This is a genomic window from Pantoea sp. GM01 (genome assembly GCF_000282675.1).
Taxonomy (GTDB): domain Bacteria; phylum Pseudomonadota; class Gammaproteobacteria; order Enterobacterales; family Enterobacteriaceae; genus Pantoea; species Pantoea nemavictus.
The window spans coordinates 1-18,713 of record NZ_AKIU01000070.1 but is presented as its reverse complement, the minus strand read 5'-3'; the positions used below and the strand labels follow the sequence as shown (position 1 = coordinate 18,713).

Sequence of the window (18,713 nt, the reverse complement as noted above, 5' to 3'; positions counted from 1 at the left end):
GGCCCAGACGCCCTCTTCTCGGTCGCCGCACGGCGTAGATGAAACTGCCTCAGCCGATGGCGAACGAAAGTCGCTCAGCGCTTAACTGATCGGCATTACGCTATTTATGGCGACCTGGTATTCTGGCGTTTACACCATCTTCTCAATCTCTTCGAATGGCACCGCGTGACTAAACAAATACCCCTGCAGCTGATTGCAGCCGGCATCGGCCAGCGCATTTTTCTGACTTTCGGTTTCCACACCCTCGGCGGTAACGGTTAAGCCCATCGCGTGCCCCAGCCGCACCACCGATTCGACAATCGCGGTGGAGTTCTGCGCCACTCCCAGCGACTGTGTAAACGAACGGTCGATTTTGATTTTATCCACCGGGAAGCTGCTGAGGTAATTGAGGCTGGAATAGCCGGTGCCAAAATCATCCAACGCAATGCGGAAACCGGCGTCACGCAGTGCGATGATACTGTTGCGCGCCTCGTGTTCATCCTCAATCAGCACGCCCTCGGTGATTTCTAACTCCATGCGTTTCGGATCGGCGCCTTCTTCCTGCACAATGTTGATGATGCGCTCGACAAAATTAGTGGCACGGAACTGCACCGGTGAAACATTGACCGCCACCACGATTTCGGGCAGCTTGAGCGCGGTTTTGCAGGCCTGGCGCAGCACCCATTCGCCGAGCGGAATGATCATTCCGGTCTCTTCGGCAATGGCGATGAAATCACCTGGCGAGACATCACCGCGCACCGCATGGTGCCAACGCAGCAGCGCTTCGAGACCGACCACCTGCTGGCCGCTGATATCCATCAACGGCTGATACCACACCGCCAGCCCCTCGAATTTTACCAGTGCCTGACGCAAATCCGCCGCCATCTGCTGCCGAGTTCGCAGCGACTCATCCATCACTTTCTCAAACTGGCGATACTGGCCGCGCCCGTGATTCTTGGCATCGTACAGGGCAATATCCGCTTTGCGCATCAACTCCAGCCGATCGATGCCATCCTTCGGCGCCAGCGCTAAGCCGATGCTGACGCCTACCCACAGCTCGCTGCCCACCAGTTGATACGGCTCGCTCAGGCGGGTGATGATGCGATTCGCCAGCGATTGCACCTGGCCAATATTCTCGACGTCCGGCATCACAATAATGAATTCGTCACCACCGATACGCCCGACGGTGTCGCTGGCGCGCACGATATCGTTAAGCCGGCGCGCCACTTCGATGATCAGTTCATCACCGGCATGATGGCCATAGGTATCGTTGATGTTCTTGAAGCGATCGAGATCCAGCAGCAGCAGCGCCACACGCTGATCGTGGCGTCCGGCCACTGCCAGCGCCTGGGTTAAGCGATCTTCCACCAGTGAGCGATTGGGTAAGCCGGTCAGCACATCATGAAAAGCCAGGTGCTGCGCCTGCGCTTCGCTGGCACCCAGTTTCAGCAGCGACTGTGACAGCTTGAGTGACGAGGTCCAGATGCGTCGCACCATCACCAGACACAGCAGGGTAATCAAGATAACGGATAACAAGGTGGAAGGGCCGATGGTGCGCAGCATCTGCGCGCCGGGTTTGTCCGGCTGCCAGCTGAGATAGCCGACGGGATCGCCCTGCTGTGAATTGAGCAGGTAACGCGCTTTGGTTTTTTCCGCCGGTTCGCTATCGCTAAAGTGCAACTGGCGCAGCTGGCTGCGATCGGCAAGGTTACGCAGGTAGCCATCATCAAGGAACTTAATGCTCACCAGACGATAGCGTCCCGCCTGTTTGGTGCTGCTGATATCGCCCACCGCCAGCGCGGCGGCGCGTTGACCAATGCGCACGAAATCGGCGTGATCGGTCGGGCCGGCCACAACATCACTGTTTTGCACCAGCGGGCTCGTGAGCATGTCTTGTAAATAGGGGCCGATGCGTTTATCCGGCACCGGCTGGCCGTTGCGCCACACGTTAATCAGCTGATTGTCACGGTCCAGCAGCACCACCAGCTGGTGATCAAACATGTCATACAGCCAGCCGCCGACATTTTGCGTCAGCCAGGTTTGATCGGGATGCGACGACGCCAGCTGATCGGCCAGCGGCGACCAGCGCGTCAGGCTGCGCAGCTGGCGCAGATGCTCCGTCAGGCTCTGGGTAAATGAAGCCTCAATCATGCGCTGCTGCTGATCGCGCGCCTCATTGTTGGTTAACGACGTGCCCCAGAACAGACCCACGCCCGCGCCGGCAAAGGTCAGCAGTAAAATCGCCATCAGCGGCAAAATAACTTCGCGAACAAAGGTGCGGCGAAAACCATCCGATAGTTTCAACGCATTAATCATTTTAAGCTTCGCCCAGGAAGTTGAATTCATCTTTTAACTTAGCAGAACATCCGCAAGCTGTACTCGCTAAGGCCAGTGAAAGCATGATGTAAATAAGCGTTAAATTTTTGAACACTGTCACAAACAGAACAGTTAAAAATAATTTATTAAAACTGCTGCCGTTTCGCTGTGATTCTGCTGCCGTAAAGCAAATTCATCTTTGCGTCATTGAGCCGTCACGGCGCTGTCATCTGCCGCCCGCAATGTAATCGCCATCCCGCAGCGAGCTTCGCTGCCATCCTCAACCAGATGAGGTATTGAGCGTGATGGAGATATCCAGACATCCGACCACTGTGTACCAGGCCGTTGCCGCCCAGCTCGAGCAGGCGCTGCAGGAGCGCTATCGCTGCGGCGACTATCTGCCTTCCGAACAGCAGCTGGCCGATCACTACGAAGTGAACCGTCACACCTTGCGGCGTGCGGTCGACGAACTGGTGAATAAAGGGCTGCTGCAACGGCGTCACGGCGTGGGCATTTTGGTGCTGATGCGTCCCTACGATTACCCGCTGCATGCGCAGGCGCGCTTTAGCCAGAATCTGATGGAGCAGGGCAGTCATCCCACCAGTGAACGCCTGCTGGCGGTGGTGCGCCCGGCCAGCAGCGACGTGGCCAGCGCGCTGGGCATCAATGAAGGCGACAACGTTATCCATCTGCGCACGCTGCGTCGCGTCAACGGCGTCGCGGTGTGCGTGATCAACCATTTCCTCGCCGATCTGCGCTGGTGGCCCGCGCTGCAGCAGTTTCACAGCGGTTCGTTGCACGACTTTATGCAGCAGCAGCTCGGCCTGCAGCTGACGCGCAGCCAAACGCGCATCAGCACCCGCCGCGCGCAGGCCAAAGAGTGCAAGCAGCTGGAGATTGCGCTGCAGTCGCCGCTGCTGTGCGTGCGCACCCTGAACAAGCACAGCGACGGCCAGGTAGCGGAATACTCCGTCAGCCTGACGCGTGGCGACATGATTGAACTGACACTGGAGCACCAATGAAACAACAAACCGCCCGCCAGCACTGGCTTTCGGTGCTGGCACACAGTGAAGCCAGCCAGCTTGAGGCGCACTGGCAACCGCTACGTTTGAGTCCGGATTTTGAACGCGTGCGCCCGGCAGAAACCGGTTTAACCCGCCTGCAGGCGCGCATGGGCGGCAGCGGCAAGCGCTTCGTGATGGGCGATGCCACGGTGACGCGCGCGGTGGTCAAACTGCACGACGGCACGCTCGGCTTTAGCTATGTGCTGGGGCGCGATAAACCCCACGCCGAGCGCTGCGCCGTGATTGATGCACTGCTGCAACAGCCGGAAACCCAGGCGCTGTTACAGGAAAAACTGATTGCACCGCTGGCGGCACTGCGTGAAGAGCAGCGTCAGCTGCGTGCGCGTGAGATCGCCAGCTCCAAAGTGGATTTCTTTACGCTGGTTCGCGGAGATAACTAATGACTTTACTGGCTAGTTTTAACCATCCGGTTGCGGATGCACAACGCGCCTTCCGCCGCATCCTCAAAGCGATGAGCGAGCCGGGCGTAATGGTATCGCTGCCGCTGCAGCAGGGCTGGGGCGATCTGTCGCCGGCGGCCACGGCGGTACTGCTGACGCTGGTCGATCAGGAGAGCGCACTGTGGCTTGATGGTCGTATCGATAACGAGGTGGTGCGCAGCAATCTGCGTTTTCATACCGGCGTACCCATTGTTGATGAGCGCGATGCGCCGTTTGCGCTGACGCACGCCGCGGCCAATCCCGATCCGGCGCTGTTCGCCTCTGGCGACAATATGTCACCGGAAAAGAGCACCACGCTGATTGTCGAAGTGCCGTCATTAAGCGGCGGCTTAACCCTGCGCCTTTCTGGCCCTGGTTTACGCGAGTCGCGCGCTATTGCGCCACAGCTACCGGAAGCGATTCTGCACTACCTGCGCGAGCGTCCGCATCCCTTCCCGCAGGGCGTGGATCTGATTTTCACCTGCGGTGAAGCGATGATGGCGCTGCCACGCACCACCGACGTGGAGGTGTGCTGATGTACGTTGCGGTTAAAGGGGGCGAGAAGGCAATTGCCAGCGCCCATGAGCTGCAGGCCGATTTGCGGCGTGGCGACCGCGCGCTGGCGGAATTGCAGTGTGACCAGGTGGCACAACAGCTCGGTTTAGCGGTCGATCGTGTGATGACCGAAGGCGGCATCTACGATCCGCAGCTGGCTGCCCTGGCAATCAAACAGGCAAGCGGCGATTTAGTCGAAGCGATCTTCCTGCTGCGCGCCTACCGCACCACGCTGCCGCGCCTCGCCGACAGCCTGGCGCTGGCAACCGATGAGATGCGCCTTGAGCGCCGTATCTCCGCCGTCTACAAAGATCTGCCCGGCGGCCAGGTGCTCGGCCCAACCTATGATTACAGCCATCGTCTGCTCGATTTTACCCTGCTGGCCAATGGCGAAACGCCCGCCGCGCCGCGTGACGATCAGGCGCTGCCGCAACGTTGTCCGCACGTGTTCAGCATGATGACCCACGAAGGGTTGGCGGCACGCGAAGAGGATGACGGCAGCGAACCGTGCGACATCACCCGCGAGCCGCCCGGTTATCCGGCGACGCGCGCGGCGCGTCTGCAACAGCTGGTGCGCGGCGACGAAGGCTTCTTGCTGGCACTCGGCTACTCGACGCAACGCGGCTACGGCCGTAACCATCCGTTCGCCGGCGAAATTCGCACCGGCTATCTCAGCGTCTCGATCTGCCCGGAAGAGCTGGGGTTTGACATCGAGATTGGCGAAATCCTGCTGACCGAATGCGAAATGGTCAATGGCTTCACCACCGAAACCCGCAGCGCGCCGCACTTCACGCGCGGTTACGGCCTGGTGTTTGGTCGCTCCGAGCGCAAAGCGATGGCGATGGCGCTGGTGGATCGTGCGCTGCAGGCACCGGAGTATAGCGAACGCATTGCCGGTCCGGCGCAGGACGAAGAGTTTGTGCTGTCGCATGCCGACAACGTCGAAGCGGCGGGCTTCGTCTCGCACCTGAAACTGCCGCACTACGTCGATTTCCAGGCGGAGCTTGAGCTGCTGAAACGGCTGCGCCAACAGCATCAGGAGCAGAACCATGAATGAGTTAACCGGCTACAACAACGGTTATCTGGATGAGCAGACCAAACGCACTATCCGCCGCGCAATATTAAAAGCGGTAGCGATTCCCGGTTATCAGGTGCCGTTTGCCGGACGCGAAATGCCGATGCCGTATGGCTGGGGCACCGGCGGCATTCAGATCACCGCCAGCATTATTGGTGACGCCGATGTGCTGAAGGTGATCGATCAGGGCGCCGATGACACCACCAACGCGGTATCGATTCGGCGCTTCTTCCAACGCGTCAGCGGCGCGGCCACCACTGAACGCACGATTGATGCCACGCTGATCCAGACGCGTCACCGCATTCCCGAAACGCCGCTGGAGGAGGATCAGATCCTGATTTTCCAGGTGCCAATCCCGGAACCGCTGCGCTTTATCGAGCCGCGCGAGACCGAAACCCGCACCATGCATGCGCTGGAGGAGTACGGCATCATGCAGGTGAAACTGTATGAAGATATCGCCCGTTATGGCCATATCGCGACGACGTATGCCTATCCGGTGAAGGTCAACGATCGCTACGTGATGGATCCGTCGCCAATCCCTAAATTCGACAACCCGAAGATGCACATGATGCCGGCGCTACAGCTGTTTGGTGCCGGACGTGAAAAACGCATCTATGCGCTGCCGCCGTTCACCAAAGTGGAGAGCCTCGACTTCGACGATCACCCGTTCAGCGTGCAGCAGTGGGATGAACCCTGCGCGCTATGCGGTTCGCGCCACAGCTACCTCGACGAGGTGGTGATGGATGACGCCGGTACGCGCATGTTTGTCTGCTCCGATACCGATTTTTGCCACCAGCAGCAGGAACAACAGCATGCACAGTGAACAGCCGCTGCTTGCGGTCAACAATCTCACCCACCTTTATGCGCCAGGCAAAGGCTTTGAAGAGGTGAGTTTTGAACTCTATCCCGGCGAAGTGTTAGGCATTGTCGGGGAATCCGGTTCGGGCAAAACCACGCTGCTGCGCAGCCTGTCGGCGCGGTTAGCGCCGCAGCAGGGCAACATTCTCTATCGCGCGCAGGATCTCTATCAGCTGAGCGAGAGCGATCGTCGCCGCCTGCTGCGCACCGAATGGGGCGTGGTGCATCAGCATCCGCTGGATGGTTTGCGTCCGCAGGTGACGGCGGGTGGCAACATCGGCGAGCGCTTGATGGCGGTGGGCAATCGCCATTATGGCGATATCCGTCAAGAGGCGATGCGCTGGCTGCAGGATGTCGAAATCCCCGCCAACCGTATCGACGATCTGCCCACCACCTTCTCCGGCGGCATGCAGCAGCGTTTACAGATTGCGCGCAACCTGGTGACGCAGCCGACGCTGGTGTTTATGGATGAGCCGACCGGCGGTCTGGATGTGTCGGTGCAGGCGCGCCTGCTGGATCTGCTGCGTACGCTGGTGCGCGAGCTGAATCTGGCGGTGGTGATTGTGACGCACGATCTCGGCGTGGCGCGTTTGCTGGCGCATCGCCTGCTGGTGATGAAGCAGGGTCGCGTGGTGGAGAGCGGGTTGACCGATCGGGTGCTGGACGATCCGCATCATCCGTATACCCAGTTATTGGTTTCATCGGTGCTGAGTTAACCACGGCGCGGCCATCCTGACGGTGCGCATTAATGCGCACCCTACGACGAGCCCTGTGTAGGGTCGCCATTCATGGCGACCATCAGACAGCGACGTGCCATATGTAAGGGTGCCATTTATGGCGACCAACCAACATCAGGACATCAACATGCAACCTTTATTGCGCGTAGAGCAACTCAGCAAAACTTTTGTGCTGCACAACCAGAGCAGCGCCGCGCTGCCGGTGCTGCAGAATGCCAATCTTGAAGTCAGCGGCGGCGAATGCGTGGTGCTGCATGGCCGCTCGGGCAGCGGAAAATCGACGCTGCTGCGCGCGCTGTACGGCAATTATCAGGCCAACAGCGGCCATATCTGGCTGCAACATCAGGGTGAATGGATCGACATGGCCAGTGCGCCCGCGCGGCAGATTCTGGCGATTCGCTGTCATACCGTTGGCTGGGTCAGCCAGTTTCTGCGCGTTATTCCGCGCGTGCCGACGCTGGAAATCGTCATGCAGCCGCTGCTGGAGCGCGGCACCGCACGCGCCTTCTGCGAAAAGCGCGCCAAAGAGCTGCTAACGCGCCTCAACGTGCCGGAGCGTTTATGGTCGCTAGCGCCGTCGACCTTTTCCGGCGGTGAGCAGCAGCGCGTCAATATCGCGCGCGGATTTATCGCCGACTATCCGGTGCTGCTGCTGGATGAGCCGACCGCCTCGCTGGATAGCGCCAACAGCGCCGCGGTGGTGGAACTGATTGAGCAGGCGCGCGCCCGTGGTGCCGCCATTGTCGGGATTTTCCATGACGAAGCGGTGCGCGAGCGCGTCGCCGATCGCCTGCACGTCATGCAGCCCGTGAACACAGGAGCAGAAGCATGATTATTAATAACGTCCGGCTGGTGCTGGAGCAGGAAGTGGTGGCCGGATCGCTGGAGATCCGCGATGGACGCATTGCCAGCTTCAGCGACAGCGTTAGTCAGCTGCCGGGTGCACTGGATGGCGAAAACGCCTTCCTGCTGCCGGGTTTGGTGGAGCTGCATACCGATAACCTCGATAAATTCTTCACGCCACGCCCGAAAGTCGATTGGCCGGCGCATTCGGCGATGAGCAGCCACGATGCGCTGATGGTCGCCAGCGGCATAACCACGGTGCTGGATGCGATTGGCGTCGGCGACGTGCGTGATGGCGGCCATCGTCTGGATAATCTGACGAAAATGATCGACGCGATTCAGGACAGCAGTCGCAAAGGGATTAACCGCGCCGATCACCATTTGCATCTGCGCTGCGAGCTGCCGCACAACACCACGCTGCCGCTGTTTGAAGCGCTGATGAATACGCCGGAGCTGTCGCTGGTGTCGCTGATGGATCACTCGCCGGGCCAGCGCCAGTACGCCTCGCTGGAGATGTATCGCACCTATTATCAGGGCAAATATCAGCTCAGCGACGCGCAGATGGATCAGTTTGAGCGCGAACAGCTGGCGCTGGCCGCTGAGTTCTCGACGCCGAACCGCAATGCCATCTCCAGTTTGTGCCGTTCGCGCGGCATTCCGCTGGCCAGCCACGATGATGCCACGGCGGCACACGTCGCCGAATCGCATGATGTCGGCAGCGCCATAGCCGAATTCCCCACCACGCTGGAAGCGGCGCGCGCCTCACGGGAATGCGGCATGCAGGTGCTGATGGGGGCGCCTAACATCGTGCGCGGCGGGTCGCACTCCGGCAACGTGGCGGCGGCGCAACTCGCCAGTCACGGCCTGCTGGATATTCTCTCCTCCGATTATTATCCCGCCAGTCTGCTCGACGCGGTGTTCCGTTTGGTCGCTGATGAACGCAATACGCTGACGCTGCCGCAGGCGGCGGCGCTGGTGACGCGTAATCCGGCACAGGCCATTGGCCTGCACGATCGCGGTCGCATCGCCGAAGGGTTGCGTGCCGATTTGGTGCTGGCGCATACCGATCACGGACATTCGCATATTCGTCACGTCTGGTCGCAAGGCAAGTTGGTGTTCTGATGGCGCGCCTCATCTGGCTGACCGGGCCTTCGGGCGCGGGCAAAGACAGTCTGCTGAATGCGCTGCGTGAGGCGCCGCCGGATAACCTGCTGATCGCCCATCGCTACATTACGCGCGCGGCCGATGCCGGCGGCGAGAACCATGTGGCGTTGAGCGAGCTGGAGTTCCGGCGGCGTGAAGCGCTCGGTCTGTTTGCCATCAGCTGGCAGGCGCATGGCCTGCACTATGCGCTGGGTAAGGAGATCGATCTGTGGCTGGCGCAGGGACTTAACGTGCTGGTCAACGGTTCGCGTCTGCATCTGCCGCGGGTGCAGCAGCATTACGGTGCCCAGCTGTTGCCGCTGGTGTTGCAGGTGTCGCCACCGGTGCTGGAACAGCGGCTACGTCAACGTGGGCGCGAGTCGGAAGCGGAAATCGAGAAGAGGCTAGCGCGCGCGGCCGAACCCTTGCCAGCGCACTGCTATGCGCTCAATAACGACGGTGCGCTGAGCGATACGCTCGAGCAGCTGCGACATTTGTTAGGTGCGCGATAAATCGCGCCGCTACGGATACGTGCGTTTTGTATGTCTCGTTCTCACCATTCGCACCATCCGTAGCGGCGCAATTTATTCGGATGGGTGCGGTGCCGATCACCACGCTTTGCCGTGAAAACGCGCTGTCACCGTTTAATCATTTTACTGTCATCAAGCTTTCATGCGATTTGCCCGTAATAGCGGGCAATCAACCGCTCAGAAGAGATGGAGTGCACCATGGCACAAGCATTACTGAAAACCGTCGTCGACAATCCTTTTCCGCCCCTCACCGGGCAGGGCAACAAGGTGCTGTCGGTGCAGGGATTGTGCAAAGCGTACGGCGCCAACCAGGTGCTGGATAATGTGAGCTTCGATCTGCATGCGGGCGAGCTGGTGGCGGTGATTGGCCGCTCAGGCGCAGGCAAATCGACGCTGCTGCATATGCTCAACGGCACTATCAGCGCCTCACAGGGTGCGATTCTTAGCAATCGCCAGGGCGAAGTGGATCGCGATGTGGTGACGCTGAATAGCCGCCAGATGCGTGAATGGCGCAGCGAATGCGGCATGATCTTCCAGGATTTCTGTCTGGTGCCGCGCCTCGATGTGCTGACCAACGTGCTGCTGGGGCGTTTAAGCCAAACCTCAACGCTCAAATCGTTCTTCAAAGTGTTTTCCGAAACTGACCGCGCCCGCGCCATTGAGCTGTTGCAGTGGATGAACATGCTGCCGCAGGCGCTACAGCGCGCGGAAAACCTCTCCGGTGGCCAGATGCAGCGCGTGGCGATTTGCCGGGCGCTGATGCAGAACCCGCGCATTCTGCTGGCGGATGAGCCGGTGGCGTCACTCGATCCGAAAAATACCAAACGCATCATGGACGTGCTGCGCCAGGTGAGCGAGCAGGGCATCAGCGTGATGGTCAACCTGCACTCAATCGAACTGGTGAAAAGCTACTGCACCCGCGTTATCGGCATTCAGCGCGGCAGAGTGCTGTTTGATGGACATCCTTCCCAGTTGACCGACGGCCTGATGCATGAGCTGTACGGCGACGAAATTAACCAGCTCCACTAACTTCCACGGCAAGAGAACAACCACCAATGAAACTAACCTCTTTAGCTTTACTGACTATTGCGATGGCTTTTGGCGTTAACGCAGCGGAAGCACCAAAAGAACTAAATCTCGGCATTCTCGGCGGCCAGAATGCCACGCAGCAGATTGGCGATAACCAATGCGTGAAAGATTTCTTCGATAAAGAATTGCAGGTCGATACCAAACTGCGCAACTCGTCTGACTACTCCGGCGTGATTCAGGGCCTGCTGGGCAACAAAATCGATCTGGTACTGAGTATGTCGCCAGCCTCTTACGCTTCGGTTTATCTGCAGAACCCGAAAGCGGTAGATGTAGTCGGCATTGTGGTGGATGACAAAGACGGTTCCCAGGGTTATCACTCGGTGGTGATCGTTAAAGCGGACAGCCCGTACAAAAAGCTGGAAGACCTGAAGGGCAAATCATTCGGCATGGCCGATCCAGATTCAACCTCCGGCTTCCTGATGCCAAACCAGGCATTTAAGAAAGCGTTCGGCGGCTCGGTTGATGACAAGTACAACAACACCTTCTCCAGCGTGACCTTCTCGGGCGGCCACGAGCAGGACATCCTCGGCGTGCTGAACGGTCAGTTTGACGGCGCGGTGACCTGGACGTCGCTGATTGGCGACCGCGAAAGCGGTTATACCTCGGGCGCCTTTGGTCGTTTGATTCGTATGGATCATCCGGATCTGATGAAGCAAATCCGCATTATCTGGCAGTCACCGCTGATCCCGAACGGCCCGATTCTGGTGAGCAACAACTTGCCCGCTGACTTCAAAGCGAAAGTGGTGGCAACCATCAAGAAACTGGATAAAGAAGATCACGGCTGCTTTGTTAAAGCGGTGGGCGGTGCCCAGCACATCGGCCCGGCAACCGTGGCGGATTACCAGAATATTATCGATATGAAGCGTGATTTGATGAAGGGATCGCGCGGGTAATTTTATTGGGTGCTCGCTGCTGCAGGGATAGTGCTGGCTGTCCCCCTCCTCGGTCCTCCCCCGCGAGCGGGGGAGGAAGATGCTGCCATATGTTGCTTATGCAGCTGCATGTGGCAACGTCTCCTTCCCCCACAAGTGGGGGAAGGCCGGGATGGGGGACAGCCAGCACGAACCAGCCAGCACGAACCAGCCAGCACACCACCCCAACCAACAGGAATCTCCCTCTTGACCGATTTCGAACACTACTACCAACGCATCCGCCGCCAGCAAAAACGCGACTCGCTGCTGTGGTCGCTGCTGTTGCTGGCGCTTTATTTGGCCGCGGGCAAGATGGCTGAATTCAATCTGCTCACCGTCTGGCAATCGCTGCCACACTTCTTTGACTACATCGGTGAAACCCTGCCGGTGCTGCACCTGTCGTTGCTGTTCGCCGATGGCAAAACCGAAGGTTCGCTGGCCTATTGGGGCTATCGTCTGCACTTCCAGCTGCCGCTGATCTGGGAAACCTTGCAGCTGGCGCTGTCGTCGACCATCGTGGCGGTCGGCGTTGCCGGTGTGCTGGCGTTTTTCGCCGCCGATAACACCCAAACGCCGCGCAGCCTGCGCATGGCGATCCGCGCGTTCGTCGCTTTCTTGCGTACCATGCCTGAACTGGCGTGGGCGGTAATGTTTGTGATGGCGTTCGGCATTGGCGCCATTCCCGGCTTCCTCGCACTGGCGCTGCACACCGTCGGCAGCCTGACCAAACTGTTCTATGAAGCGATTGAGAGCGCCTCGGATAAACCGGTGCGCGGCCTGGCCGCCTGCGGTGCCAGCAAACTGCAGCGCATGCGCTTCGCCTTCTGGCCGCAGGTCAAACCGACGTTTCTCTCCTACAGCTTTATGCGTCTGGAAATTAACTTCCGCTCCTCGACCATTCTCGGCTTAGTCGGCGCGGGCGGCATCGGCCAGGAGCTGATGACCAATATCAAACTCGATCGCTACGATCAGGTCAGCATCACGCTGTTGCTGATTATTGTGGTGGTGTCGCTGCTGGATACGCTGTCCGGCTGGCTGCGTCGCCGCGTGGTAGAAGGAGACGTGCCATGATTGCCTTAGCGCCGGATGTCGCCAAACTCAAACAGGAGCATGCCGCGCTGTTTGCTGCCCAGCATCGCTATCTGCGTCGCGTGGCGCTGGTGGCGTTGGCCATCGCGCTTTACTACCTGTTCTTCTTTGAATTTTTTGGCATCGAGTGGAGCCGCTTTCTCATCGGCTGCCAGCAGCTTAGCCGCTATTTCCTGCGCATGTTTGTCTGGCAGGATTTCCTCAACTGGCCGTTTGGCTACTACTTCACTCAGGTGGGGATTACGCTGGCGATTGTGTTTTCCGGCACGCTGACCGCTTCGCTGATCGCGCTGCCGGTTTCGTTCCTGGCGGCGCGCAACGTGATGCACGATCCGCTAACGCGACCGATTTCACTGGTGGTGCGCCGCGTGCTCGATGTGCTGCGCGGCATTGATATGGCGATTTGGGGGCTGATCTTCGTGCGCGCCGTGGGGATGGGGCCGCTGGCGGGGGTATTGGCGATTGTGATGCAGGACGTGGGCCTGCTCGGCAAACTGTATGCCGAAGGGCACGAAGCGGTGGAGCGCTCACCAAGCCGCGGCCTGAGCGCGGTGGGCGCTAACAGCCTGCAGAAACACCGTTACGGCATTTTCACGCAATCATTCCCCACCTTCCTCGCACTCAGTCTGTATCAGATTGAGTCCAACACCCGTTCGGCGGCGGTGCTCGGTTTTGTCGGCGCCGGCGGCGTTGGCCTGGTGTATGCCGAGAACATGCGCCTGTGGAACTGGGATGTGGTGATGTTTCTGACCCTTATCCTGGTGGCGGTGGTGATGATGATGGATGTCATCTCCAGCAAGCTGCGTAAACGCTACATCACGGGGAAAGGGGTGCCGCTGTGGCAGCCTGCCGCGCGCGACTAAGCCGTTCACTGCGCTGCCAGGCGCGCTCCAGCGCCTGCACCAGATGCGCCTGCTGCCAGGGTTTCGCCAGCCTCTCACACAGCGGCAGCGTCACCGGGGTCTGGCGCAGATCCTGGCCGCTGATTAACACGGTAGCCAGCTGCGGCCACTGCGCCTGCGCCTGACGAATTACATCCGCGCCGTTAATCCCGCCCGGCAGCATCAAATCACTGATCAGTAGTTCGATATCCGGCGTCTGACGCAGCAGCGCCAGGGCGCTTTCGCCATCGCCACACTCCAGCGTCAGATAACCGAGTTGATGCAGATGCTCGCACAGCGTTTGCCGCACCGTCGGCTCGTCATCCAGCACCAGCACCAGCCGGTCGTTGCTGCGCTGCGGCACTATCGGCGGCGGCACGCTGAGCGGCTGCGCCGCTTCGGACGCACGTGGCAGCAGCAGGCGCACGGTGGTGCCCAGACCGGGTGCGGTTTCCAGTTCGATTTGTCCGCCAGACTGGCGCACAAAACCATAGACCATCGATAAGCCCAAACCGCTGCCGCTGCCGATGGCTTTGGTGGTGAAGAACGGCTCGAATACCTGTTCGCGTACCTCGGCCGACATGCCGCAGCCGTGGTCGATCACTTCAATGGTGACGCGGTCGCGCTTGCCGTCGGCCTCCTGTTTGCGTTGATTCCAGATGCGCAGGCGGATTTCCCCGCTCTGTTGCGCCATGGCATCACGCGCATTCACCACCAGATTGATCAACGCGTTCTCCAGCTGGCCGGCATCAATCCACGCTGGCCAGCCGGGGCGCTGCGCATCGATCACCAGCTGCTGACCGGGCAGCAGCGCGTGCTGCAACAGCGAATGCAGATTATCCACCAGCTCCACCACCGCAACTGCGCGCGGGTAGAGCGCCTGTTTGCGCGAGAAGGCCAGCAATCGCTGCGTGAGCTGCGCCGCGCGGTCGGCGGCCTGCCGGGCGCGTTCGATGCGGCTGGCGAGCGTGCCGGGCGGCAGCTGATCGACGGTTAGCGCCAGGCTGCCAATAATCACCGCCAGCAGGTTATTGAAGTCATGCGCCAGTCCGCCGGTTAGCTGTCCAACGGCTTTCATCTTCTGGCTGTGCAGCAGCGCCTCTTCCAGTGCCTTACGCGTGGTGCGCTCCAGCACGGTATTCACCATGCCACGGCGCGGCACCGGGCTGAAACGCAGCTCCAGCGTGCGCCCATCATCCAGGCGGACTTCCTGTGCATCCGCCAGCCCGTTGAGCTGGATATTGACGCGGGTTAGCAGCTGCTGATAGTGCAAGCCGCGATGCAGTTCGCGCGGCGCGATGCCCAGCAGCTCGGCATATTGCACATTCCACACCACCAGCTGGCCGCTGTTGTCAAACAGGGCAAAACCATCGCGCATGGCGAGGAACGTGGATTCCAGCTGGTTACTTTTTTCCTTCAGCAGACGCGAGGTGTGCGCCAGCGAGGCGGTGTTGCGTGCAAACACGTTGAAGGCGCGCGCCAGATCGCCCAGTTCATCGCGGCGCGCCAGGCCCGGCACGTTGACGCTCTTTTCGCCCTGCGCCAGCCGCGTCATGGCGTGGGCGATGGCGGTCAGGCTCGAACCGAGATTACGGTAGATGTAGTAACCGGCGTAGCCGGTGATCAGCAATGCCAGCAGCATAAACAGGCCGATAAAACCGATGATCGAATCCAGCTCTTCGTGCGTGACCGCGCTGCGTGCGTCGCTCTGCTGCGCCACCAGCTGCACATAATGCGTGATGTCGTCGTTGAGCATCGCCACCAGCGCTTTAATGCGGTAGGTGGCATAGGCGATGGCGATATCACTCTGCTCCAGCTGCTGCGCCACCGGTAGCAGGTCGCTGCTGGTGGCGATCAGCCGCTGAACCTGAATATTGAGCACGCCGCTCAGCGCTAACGCTCGCCACTGGCGTAGCACCGATTGCAACTGCTGCACCGCCGCCTGCGGTGCCGAAGATTGAATCGCTACGCTTAATAAGCTGTGCGTTTGCTGGCGCAGCGCGTCAGAAGGGGAATCGGCTTGCGTCAGCAGATCAATTCGGTTCAGCAGCAGCTGCGATTGCCACAGGCCACTCAGCATTACGTTGCGCTGCAAGTGGCGTTGATGACCTGCGCGCAGGAGCTGATTAATGCTCTGTTCCAGCATCTGGCTGCGTTCACGAATGCGCGTCAGCTGTTGCGGCTGCTGCGCGGCGAGGGGCGCGTGAGCCAGCAGCGTCAGCGACTGCTGTAACGCGAGTTGCGTTTGCTGCAGACGCGCCGATTCGCTCTGATACTCCAGCGCACCGACCACCTGCGACAGGCGCACGGCAGCGATCGCCACATTGGCGGTATCGCGTGCCAGCGCCAGGCTACCGTTCATATCGGCCAGGGTTTGCGCCTGCGCCTGTTCCTGAATGTGACCTGCGTGGCGAAATCCAAAAATTGCCACCAGGCTCACCGCCAGCGTCACCGACATTACCAGCAGATTAAACAGCAGCAGGCGACTTCGCGCGCCAGCGTGCCAGTGCAGACCGTGACTCATTTTCGCCACCTTTTACCGCGTAACTCCCGGCGAGTATAGAAGCGCGAGCGGGGCGAAATATGACAAATATGAACGGTCGCTGACATTTTCCATTTATCTGGACAGGCTTTACTCGCTGCAACCTTTGCCAGCAGGAGCCTCTCAATGGACGGCACTCCGATACTCTCGATGCGTGGTATCACCCGGCGCTTTGGCAATTTCTATGCGCTAAAGGGCGTGGATCTCACGGTGTGGCCCGGTGAAGTGCATGCGCTGATGGGCGAAAACGGCGCAGGCAAAAGTACACTGATGAAAATTCTGGCCGGTGCCTATACCGCCAGCAGCGGGGAAATTCTTATCGACGGCCAGCCGTATGCCATTAAAGGCCCAAAAGAGGCGTTGGCGGCAGGCATCACACTGATTTATCAGGAGATCAATCTGGCACCGAATCTGACGGTGGCAGAGAACATCTTTCTCGGCAGTGAAATCACGCGCGGCGGGCTGGTGAAACGTCGCCAGATGGCGGAGGAGGCGCAGCGGGTGATCGATCGCCTGGGCGCACAGTTCAACGCCACCGATCTGGTCAGCCGTCTCAGTATTGCCGAGCAGCAGCAGGTGGAAATCGCCCGCGCGCTGCACCGCAACAGCCGCATTCTGGTGATGGATGAACCTACCGCAGCGCTGTCGAATCGCGAAACCGAGCAGCTGTTTGCGCTGATAAAACGTCTGCGCAGCGAAGGTATGGCGATCATCTATATCAGCCACCGCATGGCGGAAGTGTATGAACTCTCGGATCGCGTCAGCGTGCTGCGCGACGGTGAGTATGTCGGCAGCCTGACGCGTGAACAGCTCAACGCCAGCGAGCTGGTGCGCATGATGGTTGGCCGCCCGCTTAGCGACCTGTTTAACAAAGACCGCACTATTCCGCTCGGCGACATCCGCCTGGCGGTCAATCACCTGTGCGACAAACACAAAGTCCGCCCCAGCAGCTTAGTGGTGCGCGCCGGCGAGATCGTCGGCCTGGCGGGCCTGGTCGGTGCCGGGCGCAGCGAGCTGGCGCAGCTGATTTTCGGCGTGCATAAACCGAGCGGCGGCGAGATCTGGATCGACGGGGAAAAGGTGCAGATTCACTCTCCACGTGATGCGATTGCGCGCGGTATCGGCTTTCTCACCGAGAACCGTAAAGAGCAAGGCCTGTTCCTCGAACTGGCGGCGCAGGACAACATTGTGATGGCGACGCTGGAGCGCGATGCCAGTTACGGCCTGCTGAACCGGCGCAAAGGGCAGACCATCGCCAGCGAAGCGATTGATGCCCTGAACATTCGCGTGCCGCATGCGCAGGTGCGCGCCGGCGGTTTGTCCGGCGGCAATCAACAGAAGCTGTTGATATCACGCTGGGTGGCGATTGCACCGCGCATCCTGATTCTTGACGAACCGACGCGCGGCGTGGATGTCGGCGCCAAAAGCGAAATCTACCGCATGATGCAGCAGATGGCGCAGCAGGGCGTGGCGATTTTGATGATCTCCAGCGAATTGCCGGAAGTGGTGGGCATGAGCGACCGCGTATATGTGATGCGCGAGGGATCGATTGCCGGCGAGTTGAGTGGGGCAGAGATCAGCCAGGAAAACATTATGACACTGGCCACCGGCGCGCAGCCGGTTCAGGCCTGAGGAGAGCGCAATGACCAGTGAATCCGCACGCGTAAAAAGCCCAACGCTGAAGCGCGCGCTAATGAGCGACCTGCTGCAAACCGTCGGCATCCTGCCGATTCTTATCCTGATCGTGGCGGTGTTTGGCTTTGTCACGCCGAACTTCTTCACCGAGGGCAATCTGCTGAATATTACGCGCCAGGCGTCGATCAACATTGTGCTGGCGGCGGGCATGACCTTTGTGATTCTTACCGGCGGGATTGATTTATCGGTGGGATCGATGCTCGGCACCACGGCGGTGGTGGCGATGGTGGTGTCACTCGATCCCGCTTTCGCGTCACTCACCATTCCGGCGGCCTTGGGTGCCGGGCTGATCATGGGGTTGTTCAACGGCATTTTGGTGGCGTGGGCAGGGCTGCCGCCCTTCATTGTCACGCTGGGCACCTATACCGCACTGCGCGGTGCAGCCTATCTGTTGGCTGACGGCACCACGGTAATTAACTCCGATATTAACTTTGAGTGGATCGGCAATGGCTACCTTGGGCCGGTGCCGTGGCTGATCATTATCGCCTTTGCGGTGATTGCGCTGTGCTGGTTCATTCTGCGTCGCACCACGCTTGGCGTGCACATCTATGCGGTAGGCGGCAACGTGCAGGCCGCGCGTCTGACCGGCATCAAAGTCGGCGTGGTGCTGCTGTTTGTCTACGCCATGAGCGGGTTGCTGTCCGGACTCGGCGGACTGATGAGCGCCTCGCGCTTGTACAGCGCCAACGGCAATCTCGGCGTCGGTTATGAGCTGGATGCGATTGCAGCGGTGATTCTCGGCGGCACCAGCTTTGTTGGTGGCATCGGCACGATTACCGGCACGCTGATTGGTGCGCTGATTATCGCCACGCTGAACAATGGCATGACGCTGATGGGCGTGTCGTATTTCTGGCAGTTAGTGATTAAGGGCGCGGTGATCATTATCGCGGTGCTGATCGATAAGTACCGCACCCGGCATCACGTGGGTTGAGTTGTAACGTGCCGGCTGTCCCCCTCCTCGGTCCT

General features: G+C 59.8%; 17 protein-coding genes. 15 read left to right on the top strand and 2 right to left on the bottom strand.

Going from position 1 to position 18,713, the window contains the following annotated elements; all coding sequences use genetic code 11:
- Positions 1–129: 129 nt before the first annotated feature.
- On the bottom strand, positions 130–2,295 hold the full coding sequence (locus PMI17_RS19410) for an EAL domain-containing protein (protein ID WP_007891781.1): 2,166 nt from the start codon (positions 2,293–2,295) through the stop codon (positions 130–132).
- A 305-nt stretch (positions 2,296–2,600) separates the two neighbouring features.
- Between PMI17_RS19410 and phnF the strand changes: the two genes are divergently transcribed.
- From phnF to phnE (PMI17_RS19345), 13 genes are all read left to right on the top strand, one after another.
- Complete coding sequence (gene phnF, locus PMI17_RS19405) at positions 2,601–3,317, top strand: phosphonate metabolism transcriptional regulator PhnF (RefSeq protein ID WP_007891780.1); 717 nt, start codon at positions 2,601–2,603, stop codon at positions 3,315–3,317.
- Positions 3,314–3,760, top strand: coding sequence for a phosphonate C-P lyase system protein PhnG (phnG, locus tag PMI17_RS19400; protein ID WP_007891778.1), 447 nt, complete (start codon positions 3,314–3,316; stop codon positions 3,758–3,760). The genes phnF and phnG overlap by 4 nt, the downstream gene beginning before the upstream one ends.
- Positions 3,760–4,335 carry a phosphonate C-P lyase system protein PhnH gene (gene phnH / locus PMI17_RS19395; RefSeq protein ID WP_007891775.1) on the top strand — a complete coding sequence of 192 codons (576 nt, stop codon included), beginning with the start codon at positions 3,760–3,762 and terminating at the stop codon, positions 4,333–4,335. The genes phnG and phnH overlap by 1 nt, the downstream gene beginning before the upstream one ends.
- On the top strand, positions 4,335–5,411 hold the full coding sequence (locus PMI17_RS19390; RefSeq protein WP_007891774.1) for a carbon-phosphorus lyase complex subunit PhnI: 1,077 nt from the start codon (positions 4,335–4,337) through the stop codon (positions 5,409–5,411). The genes phnH and PMI17_RS19390 overlap by 1 nt, the downstream gene beginning before the upstream one ends.
- Complete coding sequence (locus PMI17_RS19385; protein ID WP_007891772.1) at positions 5,404–6,252, top strand: alpha-D-ribose 1-methylphosphonate 5-phosphate C-P-lyase PhnJ; 849 nt, start codon at positions 5,404–5,406, stop codon at positions 6,250–6,252. Before PMI17_RS19390 ends, PMI17_RS19385 begins: the two co-directional genes overlap by 8 nt.
- Positions 6,242–7,003, top strand: coding sequence for a phosphonate C-P lyase system protein PhnK (gene phnK, locus PMI17_RS19380; RefSeq protein ID WP_007891770.1), 762 nt, complete (start codon positions 6,242–6,244; stop codon positions 7,001–7,003). The genes PMI17_RS19385 and phnK overlap by 11 nt, the downstream gene beginning before the upstream one ends.
- A gap of 148 nt (positions 7,004–7,151) precedes the next feature.
- On the top strand, positions 7,152–7,856 hold the full coding sequence (phnL, locus tag PMI17_RS19375) for a phosphonate C-P lyase system protein PhnL (RefSeq protein ID WP_085982497.1): 705 nt from the start codon (positions 7,152–7,154) through the stop codon (positions 7,854–7,856).
- Positions 7,853–8,989 (top strand): alpha-D-ribose 1-methylphosphonate 5-triphosphate diphosphatase, encoded by a 1,137-nt coding sequence (gene phnM, locus PMI17_RS19370; RefSeq protein WP_007891768.1) that lies wholly within the window; start codon positions 7,853–7,855, stop codon positions 8,987–8,989. The genes phnL and phnM overlap by 4 nt, the downstream gene beginning before the upstream one ends.
- Positions 8,989–9,522 (top strand): ribose 1,5-bisphosphokinase, encoded by a 534-nt coding sequence (phnN, locus tag PMI17_RS19365; protein WP_007891766.1) that lies wholly within the window; start codon positions 8,989–8,991, stop codon positions 9,520–9,522. Before phnM ends, phnN begins: the two co-directional genes overlap by 1 nt.
- 216 nt (positions 9,523–9,738) lie before the next feature.
- Entirely contained in the window at positions 9,739–10,569 is an 831-nt protein-coding gene (gene phnC, locus PMI17_RS19360) for a phosphonate ABC transporter ATP-binding protein (RefSeq protein WP_007891765.1), read from the top strand.
- Positions 10,570–10,595: 26 nt separating this feature from the next.
- Positions 10,596–11,522: a phosphonate ABC transporter substrate-binding protein gene (phnD, locus tag PMI17_RS19355; RefSeq protein WP_007891764.1), complete on the top strand. Its 927-nt coding sequence runs from the start codon at positions 10,596–10,598 to the stop codon at positions 11,520–11,522.
- A gap of 225 nt (positions 11,523–11,747) precedes the next feature.
- Positions 11,748–12,611: a phosphonate ABC transporter, permease protein PhnE gene (phnE, locus tag PMI17_RS19350; RefSeq protein WP_007891763.1), complete on the top strand. Its 864-nt coding sequence runs from the start codon at positions 11,748–11,750 to the stop codon at positions 12,609–12,611.
- A complete protein-coding gene (phnE, locus tag PMI17_RS19345; RefSeq protein ID WP_007891762.1) occupies positions 12,608–13,492 on the top strand; it encodes a phosphonate ABC transporter, permease protein PhnE in 885 nt (294 codons plus the stop codon). Before phnE (PMI17_RS19350) ends, phnE (PMI17_RS19345) begins: the two co-directional genes overlap by 4 nt.
- Here phnE (PMI17_RS19345) and PMI17_RS19340 read toward each other — a convergent pair.
- On the bottom strand, positions 13,446–16,034 hold the full coding sequence (locus PMI17_RS19340; protein WP_007891761.1) for an ATP-binding protein: 2,589 nt from the start codon (positions 16,032–16,034) through the stop codon (positions 13,446–13,448). The genes phnE (PMI17_RS19345) and PMI17_RS19340 overlap by 47 nt on opposite strands.
- A 144-nt stretch (positions 16,035–16,178) precedes the next feature.
- Here PMI17_RS19340 and PMI17_RS19335 point away from each other — a divergent pair, with 144 nt between their 5' ends.
- On the top strand, positions 16,179–17,684 hold the full coding sequence (locus PMI17_RS19335) for a sugar ABC transporter ATP-binding protein (RefSeq protein ID WP_007891760.1): 1,506 nt from the start codon (positions 16,179–16,181) through the stop codon (positions 17,682–17,684).
- A 10-nt stretch (positions 17,685–17,694) separates the two neighbouring features.
- Positions 17,695–18,678: a ribose ABC transporter permease gene (locus tag PMI17_RS19330; RefSeq protein WP_007891759.1), complete on the top strand. Its 984-nt coding sequence runs from the start codon at positions 17,695–17,697 to the stop codon at positions 18,676–18,678.
- The last annotated feature ends 35 nt before the right edge of the window (positions 18,679–18,713 follow it).

What these genes read in the sequence shown, in the direction of transcription:
- PMI17_RS19410 (WP_007891781.1), bottom strand. Translation starts at nt 2,295, where the DNA reads ATGATTAATGCGTTGAAACTATCGGATGGTTTTCGCCGCACCTTTGTT.
- phnF (WP_007891780.1), top strand. Translation starts at nt 2,601, where the DNA reads ATGGAGATATCCAGACATCCGACCACTGTGTACCAGGCCGTTGCCGCC.
- phnG (WP_007891778.1), top strand. Translation starts at nt 3,314, where the DNA reads ATGAAACAACAAACCGCCCGCCAGCACTGGCTTTCGGTGCTGGCACAC.
- phnH (WP_007891775.1), top strand. Translation starts at nt 3,760, where the DNA reads ATGACTTTACTGGCTAGTTTTAACCATCCGGTTGCGGATGCACAACGC.
- PMI17_RS19390 (WP_007891774.1), top strand. Translation starts at nt 4,335, where the DNA reads ATGTACGTTGCGGTTAAAGGGGGCGAGAAGGCAATTGCCAGCGCCCAT.
- PMI17_RS19385 (WP_007891772.1), top strand. Translation starts at nt 5,404, where the DNA reads ATGAATGAGTTAACCGGCTACAACAACGGTTATCTGGATGAGCAGACC.
- phnK (WP_007891770.1), top strand. Translation starts at nt 6,242, where the DNA reads ATGCACAGTGAACAGCCGCTGCTTGCGGTCAACAATCTCACCCACCTT.
- phnL (WP_085982497.1), top strand. Translation starts at nt 7,152, where the DNA reads ATGCAACCTTTATTGCGCGTAGAGCAACTCAGCAAAACTTTTGTGCTG.
- phnM (WP_007891768.1), top strand. Translation starts at nt 7,853, where the DNA reads ATGATTATTAATAACGTCCGGCTGGTGCTGGAGCAGGAAGTGGTGGCC.
- phnN (WP_007891766.1), top strand. Translation starts at nt 8,989, where the DNA reads ATGGCGCGCCTCATCTGGCTGACCGGGCCTTCGGGCGCGGGCAAAGAC.
- phnC (WP_007891765.1), top strand. Translation starts at nt 9,739, where the DNA reads ATGGCACAAGCATTACTGAAAACCGTCGTCGACAATCCTTTTCCGCCC.
- phnD (WP_007891764.1), top strand. Translation starts at nt 10,596, where the DNA reads ATGAAACTAACCTCTTTAGCTTTACTGACTATTGCGATGGCTTTTGGC.
- phnE (WP_007891762.1), top strand. Translation starts at nt 12,608, where the DNA reads ATGATTGCCTTAGCGCCGGATGTCGCCAAACTCAAACAGGAGCATGCC.
- PMI17_RS19340 (WP_007891761.1), bottom strand. Translation starts at nt 16,034, where the DNA reads ATGAGTCACGGTCTGCACTGGCACGCTGGCGCGCGAAGTCGCCTGCTG.
- PMI17_RS19335 (WP_007891760.1), top strand. Translation starts at nt 16,179, where the DNA reads ATGGACGGCACTCCGATACTCTCGATGCGTGGTATCACCCGGCGCTTT.
- PMI17_RS19330 (WP_007891759.1), top strand. Translation starts at nt 17,695, where the DNA reads ATGACCAGTGAATCCGCACGCGTAAAAAGCCCAACGCTGAAGCGCGCG.